The following is a 17,091-nucleotide window of genomic DNA, read 5'->3' as shown; positions in this document are numbered from 1 at the left end:
TTTTCTCAGGTTGATTGGCTGGATCGGTCGAACTTGACATCAATGTCGTCCGTCGGACGACCGCTGAAGAGACAGGCATCCCCGTTGACCTCCACTCCCACGAGACAGCCGCGGGACACGGCGGGCGGTGGCCGCCGAGGGCCCGAGGGCCTGTCCAGCCCCAGGACTGCGGGGCGGGTCTGGACAGCGACGGCTCGGCCCCCCCGGCAGGCCGAAGGAGATGACGCCCTGCAAGGTCCCTACCATTTCGCCCCGAACGCCGACCGATTCGTGGATCAGCATTTTCCTTGGATTGGGGAGAGCTGGAGGTGCGTGACCTGAATTTTCAGCTCCGCGGGGCGGCCTCTCTACGTCAGAAGCGAAAGCCGCAATGAATGGCACGACGAGCATACCTTCGGCTTTCGCGTGACTGGCCGTTCTAAGAACATCTCTGGCCCATGACGTACCGGCTGTCGTCATCATCGATCCAACTGGTGCGGCGGGAGCTGCGTACCGCCCGAATGAGACGAAACCGGGGTCGCTTGAGTGCTCAGCGCAGATGCGAAAATGGCTGGAAGGTCGGGGATCATGACGACGCTGCTATCTCGGTTCGCAATCGCCTCGACGAATTGCGCGGGCCAACTGGTGCCGACGGCTGGCACATCCTGCAGGCTGTCCTGACTGATACGGGTCACCTCGTGCACCGCATCGGCGATGATGCCCACCACCGCAGCGCGACCCTCCATCGAAAGATCAAGGACGAGGATCCGTGTATCCGGACCAACGGGCCCCCGATGCATCCCGAAGATGACCCTCAGGTCCGCCAGGGGAACCACGGTGCCCCGAACGTTGACGAGTCCCGTGCAGAACTCAGGTGCGCCTGGAACCCGTGTGATGGCGACAGGCTCCAGAACCTCTCGGATCAGGCCCGCTCGGATTGCCAGCGTATCCTGACCTAGACGTAGGGTGACAACGTCCAGAGATCCGGACGTTCGATCGCGTGTCGAGGATACCAAGCTCATACATAGGCCTCCTGAAGGCGGTTCACGGAGGGCGAAGGACGCTTGGACCGCGTCACAAGGCTAGGCACGTCCAAGATGAGGGCTACGGCGCCATCGCCCAGGATGGTGGCACCAGAGAAGATCTTGAGCCCCGAATGGAGCGGCGAGAGCTGCTTGATGACGGTCTGGTTGGACCCGATGATCCGATCGACCACCAGTCCGACCCGCCCCCCGCCTGAACTGACTACAACAATCTTCTGGAACGGTCCCGGCCGGCCGGGGCTTCCGAACACTTCACGGAGCGGCAGGTAAGGCACCAGTCGCCCGCGAATATCGAGCAGCCGGGCGGTGGCTTGCTGATCATCGAGGATCTCGGGCAGTTCCACGATCTCCTCCACGGCGGCGAGCGGGATTGTGAAGCGTTCGCCCGCCACCTCGACCAGGAGACCATCGATGATCGCCAGAGTGAGCGGCAGCCTCAGGGTGATCCGGGTTCCCTGGCCCGGCTCGGAGTCCAGATCGACGCTGCCCCGCAGGTCCGAGATGGTGCGGGAGACGACATCCATGCCGACGCCACGGCCCGACAGTTCCGTCACGCGCTCGGCTGTCGAGAAGCCGGGTGCAAAGACGAGCCGAAGAAGCTCGTTGCGGCTCAGATCGGCTTCCGCAGAGATGAGCCCCCTTTCGACCGCCTTGGCCCGGATACGCCCGGCATCGAGCCCCTGCCCGTCGTCCGCGAGCTGAATGAGCACCTCGGCTCCGGAGTGGCGCGCGGACAGCGTGATCGTTCCAGCCATGGGCTTGTCGAGGTCGATCCGAGTCATCGGATCTTCAAGGCCATGATCCGCGGCGTTGCGGATCAGGTGCATCAAGGGCTCGGCCAATTGCTCAACCACGCTCTTGTCGAGCTCGGTATCTTCGCCCTCAAGAACCAGTTCGATGGGTTTGCCGGTCTGATCGGCCAAGTCATGGACGAGCCTTCGGAAGCGTCCGGTGATGGACGACAACGGCGTCATGCGGATAGACATCGTTGCGTCCCGCATGCCGGTTGCCAGGCGCTGGATGTCTTCGGTGACGGACATCAGAGTCGGGCTGCCGCTCTTGGCAGCAATCTCGGCGAGCCGAGCTTCGGCAATCACCAACTCTCCGACACGATCCATCATCTCGTCCAGGCGGTCGGCCGAGATCCGGATCGTCGAACTGCTCTTGGCGGGCGCGCTCGCTGGACCCTCGGGTACTGACACCGGGGCTGCCGGCGGCTGCACACGCAGCGCAGGTTGCGGCTCTGGCGGAATGACGATGTCGATATCGGCAGCCACAGGCGCGACGTCGGGTCTGGGCCCCGGGATCGGGGTCTGATCACCGACAGCGGCCGCGAGTCCGGCCAGGATCGCGTCTGGGTCTCCCGACGACTGACCGTCCAGCAAGGCCACGATATGGTCATGGGCCTTCAGGGAAATCGCCACGAGTTCGGAGCTGGCTACGCTCGATCCCGAGCGAAGGGCCTCGAAGGCGGACTCGAACCCATGCACGAAAGCCGCAAGTTCGGTGTAGCCGAACATGCCCCCGGTGCCCTTGAGGGTATGCAGGTCCCGAAAGACCTGATCGATCAGGGCGCGGTCGCCCGGACGCGTTTGAAGGGCAAGCAGCCCCCCCTCCAGGCTCTCGACGAGGCTGTCGGCCTCCGCACGGAAGATGGCAAGCGTTTCCTCATCCATCAGGCGGCCACCACGCGGGACATGACGGACAGAAGCTTGGCCTGATCGAAGGGCTTCACCATCCAGCCGATCGCCCCGGCTGCGCGGGCCCGTTCCTTGATCTCGCCCTCGCTCTCGGTCGAGAGGAAGACGATGGGAATCCGATGGCGCGAGGCATCGGCGCGGAATTCGCGGATGAAGGTCAGCCCATCCATCCGGGGCATGTTCTGGTCGGTCAGGACAGCGTGGACCTCCGCCCCGGCTACCTTCTCAAGCGCCTCGACGCCGTCTCCCGCCTCGACGACATCGTAACCGGCAGCTTTCAGGGTCATGGCCACCATTCGACGGACGGAAGGAGAATCGTCCACGACGAGAATGCGCCGGGTCACTTGGATGCCCTCCAGCTGAGGGGGCGGGCGGACAGGCTTCTGGACATGGGCCACCTTTCTCGAATCGAGAGTTGTCCACTGTTCCTAGCCGGACAGCCTTAAAGCGGACTTAAGACGGGTCCACCGTCGCCTGGCTTTCCACTGCTGCCCCGTTCAGCGGCTATTAACGAAGGCCGGGTATCGACGTGTTGGAACGCCACGAGCGTTCGCGAGCCAATCGATGAGGTTCCCGATGGACGACGCCCCTTCCGTGCCCGCTCTGGCCCATCACCGTCTCGGTATCGGCCTTTGTGCCATCGTCGTGCGCCGTGCGGCGGGGGTGGCCTGAGATGCTGTCCGTTCTGGCCATCGACGATTCCCGGACGATCCGGGAACTGGTCCGCCGCGCTCTTGAGAATGCGGGCATGAATGTGACGACCGCCGACGACGGCCTCGATGGCGTCTCCTCCTTCGGCGAATCAGCGTTCGATGCGGTGATCACAGACATCAACATGCCGAACCTGGATGGGTTCGGCGTCATCGAGGCCATACGCAGCGGCCAACGGAACACGCGGGTACCTATCCTGGTGCTCACGACTGAGACCGGGCCCGAGCTCCGCGCCCGCGCCAGGGACGCCGGCGCGACGGGCTGGCTCACGAAGCCGTTCGACGGTGCTGTCCTCGTGCGAACCCTGAAGCGGGTCACGGGGGCCCCCCTGTCATGATGGACGATCTCCGCGACACGTTCTTCGCCGAAAGCGAGGACCTCCTGACCGCCATGGGTGAGGGGCTTGCGGCCATGTCGGACGGAAGCGCTGGGAGCGAGACCGTTCATGCCGTCTTCCGCGCCGTGCACTCGATCAAAGGGGCTGCAGGCGCCTTCGCCCTGTCGGATGTCGTGGCCTTTGCCCATAGCTTCGAGACCGTTCTCGATGCTGTACGCTCCGACCGTCTCGTGCCGGATCCGGACGTCATGCGCGTCCTCCAACGGGCTGGGGACGTCCTTGCGGAACTCCTGGAGCATGCCCGCGAGGATCGATCCGATCCCCCGTCGGCTCTGGGCTCTGTTCTTGATGCGCTCGAGGAGATCACGGGAGGGCAGGACGATGCTACCCCCGACGACTTCGTTTTCGAGCCACTTGGCCTGGGGATGATGGCGCCATTGGCGCTCCCTCCGGCAGAGGCGACAGGCTTCCATCTGGATTTTCGGCCAACAGGCAATTTCTATCCCAACGGCCATCATCACCAGCATCTCTTCGCCGCGCTGTCCGAGTTGGGTGAGTTGACGGTCACGTGCTCCGTGCCAGACCTGCCCCCGTCGGCGGAAACGGACGCTGAGGGCAACCAGCTCTCCTGGAAGCTTGAGCTCAGGACCGATGCCGACGAAGTTCAGGTCCGGGATGTGTTCGAATTTGTCGAAGGCCTCTGCGAACTGGAACTCAGGAAAGTCGAGTCCCTCGATTCATTCGATGACCGACCTCCGCATGATGATTCCACTCTGCCCGAGGTTGCCATGCCAACCCTGGCCCAGGCACCAGATCCCGAGGTTCTCCCGCGTCCCCTGGATGTTTCGTCCGCTGTCCCGACACCTGCGGCCGCAAGGGAATCTGCGCCCCGTCCAACATTGCGGGTGGACCTTGATCGCGTGGACCGCCTGATCAACTCGGTCGGCGAGTTGATCATCAATCAGGCGGTCATCGCGCAGAAGGTCTCAGAGGCCGGCTTGCCCCCCGCCTCCAGCCTCGTTGCACATGTCGAAGACCTGAGCCTTCTCGCGCGCGAGATTCAAGAAGGCGTGATGCTCATCCGGGCTCAACCCGTCAAAGCACTGTTTCAACGAATGGCGCGCGTCGTCAGGGAAGCGGCGGAAGCGACAGGCAAGCAGGTCGAGTTGGTCACCGAAGGTGAAGAAACCGAAGTTGATCGCACTGTTGTGGAGGGCTTGGCCGACCCCCTGACCCACATGGTCCGCAACGCCATCGACCACGGCATCGAGCCTCCGTCCGAGCGGATCGCCACAGGGAAGCCTGCCTGCGGCCGCATCACCCTTTCCGCCAGTCATGTGTCTGGCAATGTCCGGATCGTGGTGCGGGATGATGGCGCCGGATTGAACCGCGACCGCATCCACGCCACGGCGTTGCGCAAGGGGCTGGTTGCAGCGGATGCCGTTCTGACTGAAGCCGAGATCGACAATCTGCTGTTTCTGCCCGGGTTCTCGACAGCTGCCTCGATCACGAGCCTGTCGGGCCGGGGCGTCGGCATGGATGTGGCCCGCACAGCCATCACGGCGCTGGGCGGCCGAATTGGCATCCTCAGCACCCCCGGCGAAGGCACGACCTTCAACATCATCCTTCCTCTGACGCTTGCGATCCTCGAGGGTCTCATCGTGACCGTTGCTGGCCAGCCGATGGTGGTTCCGGCTGCCTCTGTCATCGAGACGATCCGACCTGCGCCGCGTGACTTCATAGCCCTGGGACACGCTGATCGAGTCCTTGCGGTTCGGGGTGACCATGTCCCCGTCATCGATGTGCCTTCGCTTCTGGGATTCGGCCCTGAACTTGATCCCATGGACGCCATCGTGGTTCTCGTCCGGGCCAGCGACGATTCCCTGGCCGCACTGGTGATGGAGGCGATCTCCGACAAACGGCAGGTCGTCATCAAGAGCCTCAGGTCCAATGTCGGCCAGGTTGCCGGCACTTCAGCTGCCACCATCCTCGGCGACGGCAAAGTCGCCCTCATCCTTGATCCCGACGCGCTGACCGCCCTCGCGGCACGCCGCCGCGCGGCACAGCACGCAGTTCAACACCTCGCTTCGAGGGAGGTCCGCCATGAGCACGCAGCCTGACACCGTGAATCCGAACGACATCGAGTTCGTCAAGCTTGTGGCGGGAGGCCAGGACTTCTGCATCGAGGTTGCGCGGGTGAGAGAAATCCGCCGCTGGTCACCGGTCACCCCGTTGCCACATGCGCCGGAATGGTTGTTGGGCGTCATGAATCTTCGTGGCGCTGTCGTTCCAATCTTCGATCTCGCGATGAAGCTTGGGCTGGGGTCGACGGCCATCACCCCCCGGCATGTTGTCATGATCGTCACGGCCAGCGATCGGACCGTGGGCCTCCTGGTCGATGCCGTGGCTGAAATCCTGAAGGCCTCGGACGAAGCGGTGAGCAACGCGCCGCCTCTGCCCGGCGCGAATGCCCGGCTGATTCAAGGGATGATCGCTCTGTCCGAGGAGGCCCTTTGCATTCTCGATGTCGATGCTGTCGCGCCTGTGTTGGCAGGGGCAGCCCCGTGAGCCCGGTCCAGGACGTTGAACCAAGACACAGTCCGGGGCGTACGACCTCCCCCGCCGACGGCATCCGGCTATCCCGCCTCCTAAGGGGATTGCTCGGCATCGACCTGCCGCCGTCGAAGGCCGCGACGGTTCACCACAAGCTGTCCGGGCGCATTCGGCAACTCGGCTTGGCAACCCTCGGCGAATACCTTGACGTGATCGAAGGATCCGGGGGGCGCCGGGAACGCGACATCCTGATTTCCGCAGCGACGACCAATGTCACCCAGTTCTTCCGCGAGGCCCACCACTTCGAGTTCCTGGAACTGGAGGTGTTGCCAGCGCTGGTGGCTCGAGCCCGACAGGGCGCGCGGATTCGGGTCTGGTCGGCCGGATGTTCAACTGGACAAGAGCCCTACTCCCTGGCTGCCTGCATATTGGCCTTGTGCCCTGAAGCGCGCGACCTGGATGTCAGGATACTGGCCACGGATGTCGATCAGCAGGTTTTGGGCCAGGCTGAACAACGGAGTTACCCGGCGGAGGAGTTGCAACAGCTCTCGCCATGCCGGCAATCGGCGCTGTTCGGTCATGTCAGCGGGGCTGGGCCCGCCATCGTCCGCGACGAGGTCTCCTCGCTCGTGACATTCAATCGGTTGAACCTGATCGATAACTGGCCAATGCGCCGCGGCTTCGACATCATCTTCTGCCGGAATGTCGCCATCTACCTCGATCGAGGCGTTCGTGAACGCCTTTGGCGGCGGTTCGCGGATGCGCTCAACGACGCCGGGTACCTGATCATCGGTCACTCTGAACGCGTCCTGGGACCAGCCCTCGACTGCCTCGAGCATGTGGGCATCACCGCTTACCGCAAGCGGGCGGCTCGACCGTCCGTACAGCCCTAAGGAGCAAGAAATGACACTCAAGGACACGCTCCGCGTGATGGTCGTGGATGACATGTCCGTCAGCCGCGCGCTCCTGACCCAGGCACTCGAAGAGATGGGTCTCTGGAAGTTCCAGACAGAGAGCGCGGGGCAGGCCGCACTCAACAAGATCGTCGCAAGTCCGGTTCACTTGGTGTTGGCCGACTACAACATGCCCGGGATGAATGGCCTGCAGCTCTTGGAGGCGGTCAGGTCCAATCGGCAGACCCAGAATGTCGGCTTCATCCTGGTGACCGGCAGCCCGACGAAGGAGATGGTCGACAAGGGACGCGCACTCGGATTGAACAACCTCGTCAAGAAGCCGTTCACGACGGCGTCGCTCAAGGCCTCCATCGAGCAGGTGGTCGGACGACTATGACCGATCGGTTGTCTGACCTTCCCCTCGCCGAGCTTCTTTCCGCGATCGCGCAAGAGATCGACGGCCCTCGCCAGGCCATCCTCTGGGCGGAACAGCACTTGGCCGAAACGCTGGACTGGACCGAGGTTCCCGACGGGTCGGCTCAGGACCTGCAGAGGATCGACCTGGCTTTGCAGGTTCTGAACGATCTGGAGGGCTTCATCCTGCGGCTCGGCCGCCTTGTGCCAGCAGAACTTCGTGTCGACGCAACGGCCGCGCTGGAGGCTCTCAGACTTGAGCGCGTCGCCGTAAACCTGGCTGCCGCCCTCGGGGCGCCCAGGATCCCAACACCCCACGATATCCCCGTCGAGCTTTTCTGAAAGTCTCGTCAACCCGCATGTTTCAGGACGTCCTATGACCCGTCGCTTTCCGCTCACATTGCGCCTGCCCGTCACCGTCATGAGCCTGATGGTCGTCATGACGGCCGCCTTTGCGCTCCTGTTCTATCAGCATGGCCGGGCGGATCCCTTCCACCCTACCCCCAAGCTGGATGGCTTGATGCTGAGCTTCATGGGGTTGGGCTTGGCCATTGCAGGGGCTGTGGGTTGGCTGCTGGCCCGCTCGGTCACCAAGCCACTGGAAGACTTGGGCCGTTCCATGGAGGCCGTCGCCCAGTACGATTTCGATTATCAGATCCCAGGTCTCGATCGAGACGACGAGTTCGGTGACATCGCCACCATTCTCGGGGATTTTCGGCACAAGCTGCGCGAATCCGATCTGATCGAACGAGAAAGACGCTTGGCTCGGGAAGAGCAGGAGCGTGTCGTGACTGAACTCGGCCGCGGTCTTACCCGCCTCGCGCAGGGCGAACTGGGGGCCACCATCGAGGTGCCGTTCCCCCCGGCCTATGAGGCGCTGCGCGCGGACTTCAATCGTACGCTCGACACCCTGAGCAGCATCGTGTCAGCTGTCGTGGGAAGTGCGACCAGCATTCGTGACCGGTCGTCGGAGATCAGCAGCTCGTCCGACGATCTGTCACGTCGCACGGAAAGCCAGGCCGCCGCCCTGGAGCAGACAGCCGCCGCCATCGGCGAGCTCACGGCCAGTGTGGCCTCGGCCGCGGCACGGGCCACAGAGGTCGAGAACGTTGTCGGTGAGGCCCGTGGTGAAGCCGAGAGCAGTGGCTCCGTCGTGCGCGAAGCCGTGTCCGCCATGTCCGAGATCAAGCGTTCTTCGGACGAAATCTCCCAGATCATCGGAGTGATCGACGACATCGCATTCCAGACGAATCTCCTTGCCCTCAATGCTGGGGTCGAGGCCGCCCGCGCAGGGGAGGCTGGGCGCGGCTTTGCCGTCGTGGCATCCGAGGTCCGGTCTCTCGCTCAGAGGTCATCCGAAGCGGCACGCCAGATCAAAGCGTTGATCGAAGGCAGCGCCAAGCAGGTGCAGGACGGCGTGGCACTCGTCGGTCGTGCAGGCACCGCGTTGACCAGCATCGTTGGGCGCGTGTCGGAAATCTCATCCCTCGTGAGCGAAATCGTGGTCGGAGCACGTGAGCAATCGACCGGGCTCGGCGAGATCAATATCGCAATCACACAGCTGGACCAGGTCACTCAGCAAAACGCGGTCATGGTTGAGGAATCGACAGCAGCAAGCCACGTTCTGAGCCAAGATGCCGCCCATCTTGGCGAGATCGTTTCTCGGTTCAGGCTGACGGCTGCCGAAGTCGCGACCAATGTGATCCCGATGATCAAACCCGCGCCTGCGCTGGAACTGTCGCTGAAGGACGCCAGCTTGGCAGAGCATGGACATCGTGTACGCTCGGGTACCGCCGAAGGGGCTTGGGAGGAGTTCTGACCGCTCACGCGGAGAGGGGCTTCAGGTCGGGTGTTCGGCCTGAAGCAACCGCCCTCCCCAACCTGAGTTCCGATGGCTTGCCGAGAGCCTGCTGCGGATTGTTAGGGGCAACACATCCAGGCACACTGGTGGTCCTTGGACGTGATCAGAGCCGCGGGTGCAAGGTCAACGATGGGGAGGTTGCAGGTGAGACCCTTGGGGCTGGTCGCCTGAGGTCAGGTTGAAAGTTGTGGGTGTTCCCTCAAGCGACGGTTCGCTCCCGATTGCCGCTTCGGTGGTCCGATCGACACCTTAAGAGGAGCAATCAAAGGCGTGTTGGCTCTATCACCACGCCAGAACCGCCGGACTGGGGAAACGGTCAGCCAAGACCTGTGTTGCCGGCCCAGGCGACAGCTCAAGCAGCAAGACTTGGCCGGATCGTCTCAGCAAGATGGCCAGCGGCTGGCGACCCCTATGCTCCCCATCTTGTCGTCGCGCATGGACTCCGGCGCTTGCCGCGCCGAACGGGTGTCGTTGCCGCTCCGGAGAACACTCGCCACAAGGCGCCTTGTTGTCCCACGAACGCCAAGGCCATGGGATAGTCCAGCCACTTTGGATGCAACAAGGCCATTGGACCTCGGTGCGGTCCGGCGGCTCAGGCGCGGGCCGCCTGACTCAACCCGCGACTCCGTCCAGCGTGACTGCCGAACCGCGACAGATACCAAACCGTCACCTCGGTCCGATTGCGGGCTCCAAGCTTGCTGATGATGTGATGCATGTGGAGCTTCACGGTATGCTCCGAGAGTCCGAGCTCGGCCGCGACGGACTTGTTCTGCTTGCCCCTCGATACAAGTTCCAGGACTTGGAGTTCCCGGTCGGTCAGGTTCGCCGCCGGGCCGTCCTGCAGCAGCGGCTCGGCCCTCTCCTTGTCCATCTGGTCCGGCGCCAGGTCACGCAGAATGGAGTTCACCACGTCCCGCGGAATATACCCTTCACCGCTGATCAGAAGCGACACGATCGATCTCCAGGCGTCGTACTGGATCCGCATCGGCAAGAGGCTCAGCCGACTGGGCAGCGGCTGATGGCTGATCTTCCGCAGGAACCGGACCGCGAGGTCATGATCGCGGTAGGCCAGGGCCACATGCGCGTTCGGCACCAAGAGTTGGATCTGGGCATAGTCGTCGGCCAATCGACCGGCGAGCCCCTCCTCCAGCACAAGCGTCACCACGGTACCGAGGGCTGCCTCTCCAGAGCTGAGCAACTCGGCGAACGAAGCATGGCGCCTGACCTGAAGACCCGGAAAATCCGGCGAGACGAGACGCATAAGATCGTTGGAAAAGCTGATGCAGTTTCCGACAAAAGCGATCGATAAGCTAACCTCGGACACCGCTGAACCGACTGTTTCAATCTTGCTCACCCAAGAACCTCCATTTCAATCCAGTCGACCTTAGATGAGCTCAAACAGCGATTGCCCTTTGTCGGTCGTTCCCGCGCGCCTAAGTTCCTCAATCAAGGCATGAACGTCAAGAAAAAGCCACTAAGCGTTCACATCTGTTCACATTTTCAACTTGCAGACGAGCCGCAAGCGGACCTCTGGCTCGGGTGCGCAAGCCCGCTGAGACGGCCCACGCTCCGGCATGTCGGAAAGAACGTCACAACGAAACTACCCTGGGGAGAAGGCGGTCGCTGGAAATGCATTAGAGTTCCTATAACGTTCGCAGGAAAAGACGCCGTTTGCTGTCTTTCAGTCTTCGAACGTATTGGCCTCGTCCAAATGTCGGTGACCACGGCAGCCATCGTCCTGCCCGGTGATGGCCCGGTTGGCTCACCTTCTGCGGCGCAAGGATCCGCCCGGATGGATCGCGAGCCGCAGAATCGGTACGTCGCAGGGGGGCCGCATCGACACAGGCTTGGTCATGGATGTCGTAGGCGGGATCCAAGAGGGTTGAGAGCGCGCCCAAAGCTGGGGGTCGTCAAACGGTTGTCTGGATCGGATCTGCCGGGCGGAACTGCTTCCGGCCAGGAGCGGCAGCCCAGCCCGTTCCTGCGCCAAGCAGTGCGGCTAGACATCGAACCAGCCTAAAGTGCGGGCCGACCACAAGGCGATCAAGCTGTTGGCCACCACATGACACAGGATCGCGTCCGAGACCCTGTCCCGACGCAGCTTCACCATGGCAAACACCACCCCAGCCAGGAAACCGACGATCCAACGCTCGTGCAGGGCCGCGAACAGCAGGCTCGACCCGGCGACAGATATGACGCGGCCCAGCCTGCCTCCGACATCCATCCGGTCCTGCAAGTAGCCTCGGAAGAACAACTCCTCAACGACCGGGACCAAGACTGCGCCCCCGACCAGCCGGGACAGGACCCAGGTGACCTGCCATAGCACGGCGGACTGGGAGAGAGATCGGGTCAGGTCCGGATCGGACGTCCCATCCACTTGCGTTGCAACCCAGCCAGCGGCGACGACACCCCCAAGGATCATGGCCGCCAGATCAAGAGAGATGAGCCTGTCCCAGAAGTTACCCGACAGCACAGCCAGCACTGCGGACACCGCGAGCATCCGCGCCGGAAAGATCTGGTCTGGATGGATGGTGAAGGCCGGTGCGATCGCACCTGTCAGCACAAAGACCGAGAACGGCAGGATGCAAGCCGCGAGCCAGTCGTCCCGGAACGGCATCGCAGGCCTTGGCGCGGGATTCCTCTGAAAGCCCGGGACGGCATGAACCACGGCGATCAGACCTAGAGATACCATGGCAAAGAACATCCACCCTGCGTGGCTATGAAACCCGTTCACGGCGATCTCTGGCGACACCCGAGCGCCCATCACGACCAGCGCCGCAATTCGAACCGCGTTCAGGAGCCAGCTCAACACGAGGCCAAGCGGCAGGAGCAGGATGAAGAACCTCCAAAGGTTCAAGCTGCGACGGAACAGAACGCCGTAGTGCAGGATGAAGCCAGAGATCAGGACGATGCCCTCGAGGCCTGCACAGGGCTGACCGACCTCGACAAGAAAGCCGTCTACGCCGAAAACGTGACGCGCGGGATCGGCGTGCACGTTCAAGCCGAGGATCGAGACCATCTGCGCCGCCGCCGCGAACGTCGCGCCCGTAAGGACCTGCCAGTTCCACAAAGGCAGGATCAGGCTCACGATGTCTGGAGCCATGGCCGCAGCTGCGACAATGACGAAGGGCCACCATCTTTCCCTGGCTAGCCAGCCAAACCAGCTTCGGGCAGATGCGATCCAGAGCAGGGCACCAAGCCCGGCCAGGAACGCCCCGACCAGCCACGCCGACACCGAAGTGACAAAGAACACGTTGTCGTCTATGGGCACTGCGGAGAACAGCGGAGCGAACAGCAAGGCGACGCCCGCAAAGTGCAACGCCAAGGATGCAACCGCATAGCGCTCCCGCCCTTTCGGATCCCTCTGGCCGGATGGGACATCGAACGTGCCCAGGTCAGGTCCCGACACGAGGGGGTCTGGTCGATATCCGGGTGCGTCGGAACGTTGGCCTTGCCAGCCCCCTTTTGCCCAAAGAAAAAGCCCGCTGGCGACAAGAACGGTGATCGTCCGCCCAACAAGGCTGCTGAGAAATCCGCAAAGGTGGATGAAATCGGTGGCCCGGCATTCGAAGTCGAGAAACAGCTGATAGGCAAGGACGAGCAGAATCATTTCTGCCGTGATTAGGGCGCCCATCAATGCCACAGATCGCGTCAGGATTGAATAACGACCCATTCTCATACGAAGCCTTTCCGATGGAACAAGCCCATCGCTCCGGCTGACCGTACGATTTGTCAGATAGTTTATCGCAGACTCCGTGGATAAGACTATTGCCCTCCGGTCCAGGCCGGAGGCCACATCGGATAATCCAGGCTGGGATGATCTGGACCTAACGCGCTTCACGAGCGACTGGATCGCGCTGCGAAAGGCCATCGGGATGCAACCGTGGCCGGCCCTAACCCTCAGACGAAGACGACCCAGAAGAAAGGCCGGACCAGATCAGGTGATCAGCGATGGCGTCAGGTCGTTCTGCCCTTCACTAATCCTTCGATCATGGCGCGCGATAGATAAGTCGGAAAGATCAGCGCGGCGCGAAGGTAGCGGGGGGCGAGACGGCGCGGCTCGCACATGGCCCGCCACAACCACTCCAATGCGAGACGTCGCATCCAGACCGGGGCGCGACGCTGTTCGCCCGAGATGAAGTCCAGGCCAGCTCCGATCGACAGGAACGCCAGACCGGGATGACGGGCGCGGCCGACTGCCGCCAGCAGCTCCTGCTTCGGCGCCCCCAACGCCACCAGGACCAGTCGAACGCCGGCCTTGGCCAAATCATCCAGGATTCGAAGCGCTTCGGACCCATTGGGATCGAAACCCATCGGGGGCGCGACGCAGGCCCGAACGTCAAGGTCGGGGATCTCGGCACAGAGTGTCGTTGAAGCAGCAGTGAGACTGGCCTCCGTGCTGCCGATGAAGCCCACGGGCACACCCGCCGCGGCGGCCACACGCAGCACGGGGCGGATCAGGTCGGAGCCGGGAAGAAGATCAACAGGCTGCTTGGCGGCCCGGGCCAGCCAAACGATCGGATTACCGTCGGCGGTGATCAGATCCTGCTTGGCATAAGCGGCACGAAATGCCGTGTTGGTCCGCAATTTCACAAGGTGATCGAGATTCAAGGTCGCCAAGGCAAAACCCTCTCCGACAGCGAAGCGGCGGCCGATCTCGTCAAGCAATATATTCTCGTGCGCAACATTGACCTTGATATTCCTGTCCCCAACCGGAAAAAACATAACAGCACCCCCTCCTCCTGCACGCGCAGGACTCGTACGTTGCAGCAGGTCAGCGCCGGGACCTCCCCCGCCCTCAGCTTGCCTTGATCCTGCCACAAATACGCCCCAAAAAAACCGTAACAGATCGGGGGCTATAATCAAGAAAGATGTTGCCCTCGGGGACAGGTCATCAGGACTCGCCTTTAGGATGATTTTGGATTTATCGGAAGTTGTGTAGATAAGGGCTTCACTCATCGAATTGGCGATCAACGGCGGAACTACTTCGGTCGAGTTATGCTCGCTCTTGCCATTAGCACCCTTTCCAGCTTTTCCTTATGGGGAGGCGCAGGATGCACCGCTTCGTTCAGTCAGGATCCTTTGCGCATTTCGCATCTGTTCCAGTAAGAGGTGGCCATAAGATGATCGACCAGGTTCCGGATCTCGCGGAGGCACCATCCCGGTCGGACATCATCGATACCCATGGGCCGATCGTTCGGCGGTTCGGGCTCTCGGACGCGACTGTCCGTCCGGCGCGTGATCTCCTCCGGCCATCTGCCATGAGTCGGCCTTTGACTGTGGCGTTGCCGGGACCTGTGGCCTGGCTTACCGGAGAATACATCCGTGTCTCGCACACCTTCATGCGCCGGGAAGTAGCCGCCCTCAGGGACCTCGGCTTCGACCTGAGGACCTTCTCGATCAGGCGGAGTGGCCGCGACCAGATCGTGGGCCGCGACCTCGAAGAGGAGGCCGAGCGCACCTTCTATGTGCTGGAGGTGGCAAAGAGGCCGCTCGCGGCTCTTCGCGCGCATGCCTCCGCCTTGGGCCGCTCCCCGCGACTTTGGCTCCGGACGCTGTCGGAGGCATGGTCGACGGCGCCCAAGGGCGTCCAGGGCCGGCTGTATAACCTGATCTACTTCCATGAGGCGGTCGTCCTCGCCGGGGAGCTGCGCAAGCAGGGAATCGTTCATCTGCACAACCACCTGGCGATGTCGTCATCCACGGTGGCGCGACTGGCCGCACCCTTGGCCGGCATCTCCTGGAGCTTCACGCTGCATGGGCCCGATGAGATCGCCGAAGCCGACCACTGGCGGCTCGATGACAAGATCGCGCAAGCCGACTTCGTCGCCTGCATCAGCGCCTTTGCCCGTTCCCAGGCGATGCTCCACGCGCCGCAGGCGGACTGGGCCAAGCTCCATGTCGTTCACTGCGGCGTAGAGCCCGACCGCTACGCCCGGCGGGCGGAGCAGACGACGGATCGCCTGCTGTTCGTGGGGCGACTGGCCGCTGTGAAGGGCGTGCCAGTTCTGCTCGCCGCTCTTGCCCGGGCCCGCGCCACGCGTCCAAGCCTGAGGCTGACCCTCGTGGGCGATGGGCCTGATCGCAAGAAGCTGGAACGGGAAGCTGAAGCCCTTGGCCTTGGCGAGGCGGTCACGTTCCGGGGCTACTGCAACCAGGACGAGGTCGCCCGGATCCTCTCCGAGTCGTCTGCCCTGGTGCTGCCCAGCTTTGCCGAAGGAGTGCCGGTCGTGCTGATGGAAGCATTGGCGACAGGCCTGCCCGTGATCGCTACGCGAATCGCGGGCATTGGTGAGCTGGTCGAGGATGGCGTGTCGGGGCTTCTGGTGCCGCCCGGAGAAGAGGAAGCGCTCGCACGCGCAATCTTGGGGATCACAGAACACCCGGCCCGGGCCGCCGCGATGGGTGCCGCGGGCCAGGCCCGGGTCCGGGAAGAGTATGATTCCCGGGCCGAGGCGGCGCGGCTTGCGTCCCTCGTGCGGTGGGCCGTGGTTGGCGGCCCACGGCCATCGCGCCGGCCCGAGGAGTTTCAGCCATGAGCCGCGTGGGCGCAGTCGCGATCGGCCGCAATGAAGGTCAGCGCCTGGAAAGATGCCTGACCTCTCTTCGCACTCAGGTCGAGCGGATCGTGTATGTCGATTCGGGCTCGAGGGATGGAAGCGTGGCCCTCGCGCGCGGCCTTGGCCTCGATGTGGTTCTCCTCGACACCAGCGTCCCCTTCACGGCAGCCCGTGCCCGTAACGCCGGACTTGAGGCTTTGCTTGCCCAAGGAAATCTGGATTACGTCCAGTTCGTCGATGGGGATTGCGGTGTGGAACCCGGGTGGATCGACGCCGCCTGTGCCACCCTCGACGCGCATCCCGATATCGGGATCGTCACCGGCTGGCGCACGGAGATCGATTCCACAAGAAATATCTACCACGCCATGTGCGAGGTCGAGTGGCACCGCCCAGCCGGGGACATCACCTCCTGCGGGGGGGACATGATGGTGCGAGTCAATGCGTTCCGGCAGGCTGGCGGCTTCAACCCCCGCCTGATCGCGTCGGAGGACGAGGAGTTCTGTCAGCGCCTCGCCGAGCGGACGGGCCTTCGTGTCGTTCGGATCCCCAGGATCATGACCCGCCATGACATCCAGATGACGCGGTTCAGCGAATGGTGGCGCCGACACCTTCGCGCGGGGCACGGCTTCGCGGAAGTCGGAGGCATGTATCCCATGCACTTCCGCCGGGAACGGCTCCGGGCCTGGGGGTATGGCCTGCTGCTTCCGGCCCTTGCCATGGTCGGGCTGCTGACGGGGCAATGGTGGCTGGCGGTCTTGGTCGGCCTGCTTCTTGCCGCGAATATCCTGCGGACGGCGGCGGGGCTTGCCGGCGCCGGGCTGTCATCCGGGGATGCGCGGCGCCAGGCTATCTTCCTTGCGATCTCGAAGTTACCGAACGCTCAGGGGATGCTGACCTATTATCTTCGGCGCCTGCGCCGGAGGGAGTTCCACCTGATCGAATACAAGTAGGGCGGCCCATTTCGATTTGGCACGGGATCAGGACAGGTATATTGCGGATTGCAATGGCATCACCTTGTGGCTGGAAGGTCGAGGGATGGA

The 17,091-nt window shown here is 63.1% G+C and carries 15 protein-coding genes; 9 read left to right on the top strand and 6 right to left on the bottom strand.

Annotated elements, in window-relative coordinates:
- Positions 1 to 458: 458 nt before the first annotated feature.
- From J3P31_RS09445 to J3P31_RS09435, 3 genes are read right to left on the bottom strand one after another with little or no spacing between them, the layout of a single operon-like run.
- A complete protein-coding gene (locus tag J3P31_RS09445; RefSeq protein ID WP_210528185.1) occupies positions 459 to 1,001 on the bottom strand; it encodes a chemotaxis protein CheW in 543 nt (180 codons plus the stop codon).
- On the bottom strand, positions 998 to 2,698 hold the full coding sequence (locus J3P31_RS09440; protein WP_246849405.1) for a chemotaxis protein CheA: 1,701 nt from the start codon (positions 2,696 to 2,698) through the stop codon (positions 998 to 1,000). Before J3P31_RS09440 ends, J3P31_RS09445 begins: the two co-directional genes overlap by 4 nt.
- Complete coding sequence (locus tag J3P31_RS09435) at positions 2,698 to 3,066, bottom strand: response regulator (protein ID WP_210528184.1); 369 nt, start codon at positions 3,064 to 3,066, stop codon at positions 2,698 to 2,700. The genes J3P31_RS09440 and J3P31_RS09435 overlap by 1 nt, the downstream gene beginning before the upstream one ends.
- Positions 3,067 to 3,395: 329 nt before the next feature.
- Between J3P31_RS09435 and J3P31_RS09430 the strand changes: the two genes are divergently transcribed.
- From J3P31_RS09430 to J3P31_RS09400, 7 genes are read left to right on the top strand one after another with little or no spacing between them, the layout of a single operon-like run.
- A complete protein-coding gene (locus J3P31_RS09430) occupies positions 3,396 to 3,770 on the top strand; it encodes a response regulator (protein WP_210528183.1) in 375 nt (124 codons plus the stop codon).
- The gene (locus J3P31_RS09425; protein WP_246849406.1) at positions 3,767 to 5,890 is read left to right on the top strand and encodes a chemotaxis protein CheA; all 2,124 of its coding nucleotides are present in this window, start codon (positions 3,767 to 3,769) and stop codon (positions 5,888 to 5,890) included. The genes J3P31_RS09430 and J3P31_RS09425 overlap by 4 nt, the downstream gene beginning before the upstream one ends.
- Positions 5,874 to 6,338: a chemotaxis protein CheW gene (locus tag J3P31_RS09420; protein ID WP_210528182.1), complete on the top strand. Its 465-nt coding sequence runs from the start codon at positions 5,874 to 5,876 to the stop codon at positions 6,336 to 6,338. The genes J3P31_RS09425 and J3P31_RS09420 overlap by 17 nt, the downstream gene beginning before the upstream one ends.
- The gene (locus J3P31_RS09415; protein WP_368373049.1) at positions 6,335 to 7,216 is read left to right on the top strand and encodes a CheR family methyltransferase; all 882 of its coding nucleotides are present in this window, start codon (positions 6,335 to 6,337) and stop codon (positions 7,214 to 7,216) included. Before J3P31_RS09420 ends, J3P31_RS09415 begins: the two co-directional genes overlap by 4 nt.
- A 10-nt stretch (positions 7,217 to 7,226) precedes the next feature.
- On the top strand, positions 7,227 to 7,613 hold the full coding sequence (locus J3P31_RS09410; protein ID WP_210528181.1) for a response regulator: 387 nt from the start codon (positions 7,227 to 7,229) through the stop codon (positions 7,611 to 7,613).
- A gap of 8 nt (positions 7,614 to 7,621) precedes the next feature.
- Entirely contained in the window at positions 7,622 to 7,972 is a 351-nt protein-coding gene (locus J3P31_RS09405; RefSeq protein ID WP_210528180.1) for a DUF8776 family protein, read from the top strand.
- Positions 7,973 to 8,006: 34 nt separating this feature from the next.
- Entirely contained in the window at positions 8,007 to 9,449 is a 1,443-nt protein-coding gene (locus J3P31_RS09400) for a methyl-accepting chemotaxis protein (protein WP_210528179.1), read from the top strand.
- A 634-nt stretch (positions 9,450 to 10,083) separates the two neighbouring features.
- Here J3P31_RS09400 and J3P31_RS21845 read toward each other — a convergent pair.
- The 3 genes from J3P31_RS21845 to J3P31_RS09385 form a co-directional block, all read right to left on the bottom strand.
- A complete protein-coding gene (locus J3P31_RS21845; protein ID WP_210528178.1) occupies positions 10,084 to 10,845 on the bottom strand; it encodes a helix-turn-helix transcriptional regulator in 762 nt (253 codons plus the stop codon).
- Positions 10,846 to 11,490: 645 nt separating this feature from the next.
- Positions 11,491 to 13,101 carry an exosortase E/protease, VPEID-CTERM system gene (xrtE, locus tag J3P31_RS09390; RefSeq protein ID WP_210528177.1) on the bottom strand — a complete coding sequence of 537 codons (1,611 nt, stop codon included), beginning with the start codon at positions 13,099 to 13,101 and terminating at the stop codon, positions 11,491 to 11,493.
- 347 nt (positions 13,102 to 13,448) lie between these two features.
- On the bottom strand, positions 13,449 to 14,216 hold the full coding sequence (locus J3P31_RS09385; RefSeq protein ID WP_210528176.1) for a WecB/TagA/CpsF family glycosyltransferase: 768 nt from the start codon (positions 14,214 to 14,216) through the stop codon (positions 13,449 to 13,451).
- A gap of 554 nt (positions 14,217 to 14,770) precedes the next feature.
- On the opposite strand from J3P31_RS09385, the gene J3P31_RS09380 reads away from it, so the two are divergent.
- Positions 14,771 to 16,030 (top strand): glycosyltransferase family 4 protein, encoded by a 1,260-nt coding sequence (locus J3P31_RS09380; RefSeq protein WP_210528356.1) that lies wholly within the window; start codon positions 14,771 to 14,773, stop codon positions 16,028 to 16,030.
- Positions 16,027 to 17,001, top strand: a complete 975-nt coding sequence (locus J3P31_RS09375) for a glycosyltransferase family 2 protein (RefSeq protein ID WP_210528175.1) — start codon at positions 16,027 to 16,029, stop codon at positions 16,999 to 17,001. The genes J3P31_RS09380 and J3P31_RS09375 overlap by 4 nt, the downstream gene beginning before the upstream one ends.
- Positions 17,002 to 17,091: the final 90 nt, after the last annotated feature.

This window comes from Rubellimicrobium arenae (genome assembly GCF_017916275.1).
GTDB classification, from domain to species: Bacteria; Pseudomonadota; Alphaproteobacteria; order Rhodobacterales; family Rhodobacteraceae; genus Rubellimicrobium; species Rubellimicrobium arenae.
The sequence above is the reverse complement of the archived record's forward strand: the minus strand, read 5'-3'. Positions and strand labels throughout refer to the sequence as shown.

What these genes read in the sequence shown, in the direction of transcription:
- J3P31_RS09410 (WP_210528181.1), top strand. Translation starts at nt 7,227, where the DNA reads ATGACACTCAAGGACACGCTCCGCGTGATGGTCGTGGATGACATGTCC.
- J3P31_RS09400 (WP_210528179.1), top strand. Translation starts at nt 8,007, where the DNA reads ATGACCCGTCGCTTTCCGCTCACATTGCGCCTGCCCGTCACCGTCATG.
- J3P31_RS09420 (WP_210528182.1), top strand. Translation starts at nt 5,874, where the DNA reads ATGAGCACGCAGCCTGACACCGTGAATCCGAACGACATCGAGTTCGTC.
- J3P31_RS09445 (WP_210528185.1), bottom strand. Translation starts at nt 1,001, where the DNA reads ATGAGCTTGGTATCCTCGACACGCGATCGAACGTCCGGATCTCTGGAC.
- J3P31_RS09440 (WP_246849405.1), bottom strand. Translation starts at nt 2,698, where the DNA reads ATGGATGAGGAAACGCTTGCCATCTTCCGTGCGGAGGCCGACAGCCTC.
- J3P31_RS09385 (WP_210528176.1), bottom strand. Translation starts at nt 14,216, where the DNA reads ATGTTTTTTCCGGTTGGGGACAGGAATATCAAGGTCAATGTTGCGCAC.
- J3P31_RS09430 (WP_210528183.1), top strand. Translation starts at nt 3,396, where the DNA reads ATGCTGTCCGTTCTGGCCATCGACGATTCCCGGACGATCCGGGAACTG.
- J3P31_RS09375 (WP_210528175.1), top strand. Translation starts at nt 16,027, where the DNA reads ATGAGCCGCGTGGGCGCAGTCGCGATCGGCCGCAATGAAGGTCAGCGC.
- xrtE (WP_210528177.1), bottom strand. Translation starts at nt 13,101, where the DNA reads ATGATTCTGCTCGTCCTTGCCTATCAGCTGTTTCTCGACTTCGAATGC.
- J3P31_RS09425 (WP_246849406.1), top strand. Translation starts at nt 3,767, where the DNA reads ATGATGGACGATCTCCGCGACACGTTCTTCGCCGAAAGCGAGGACCTC.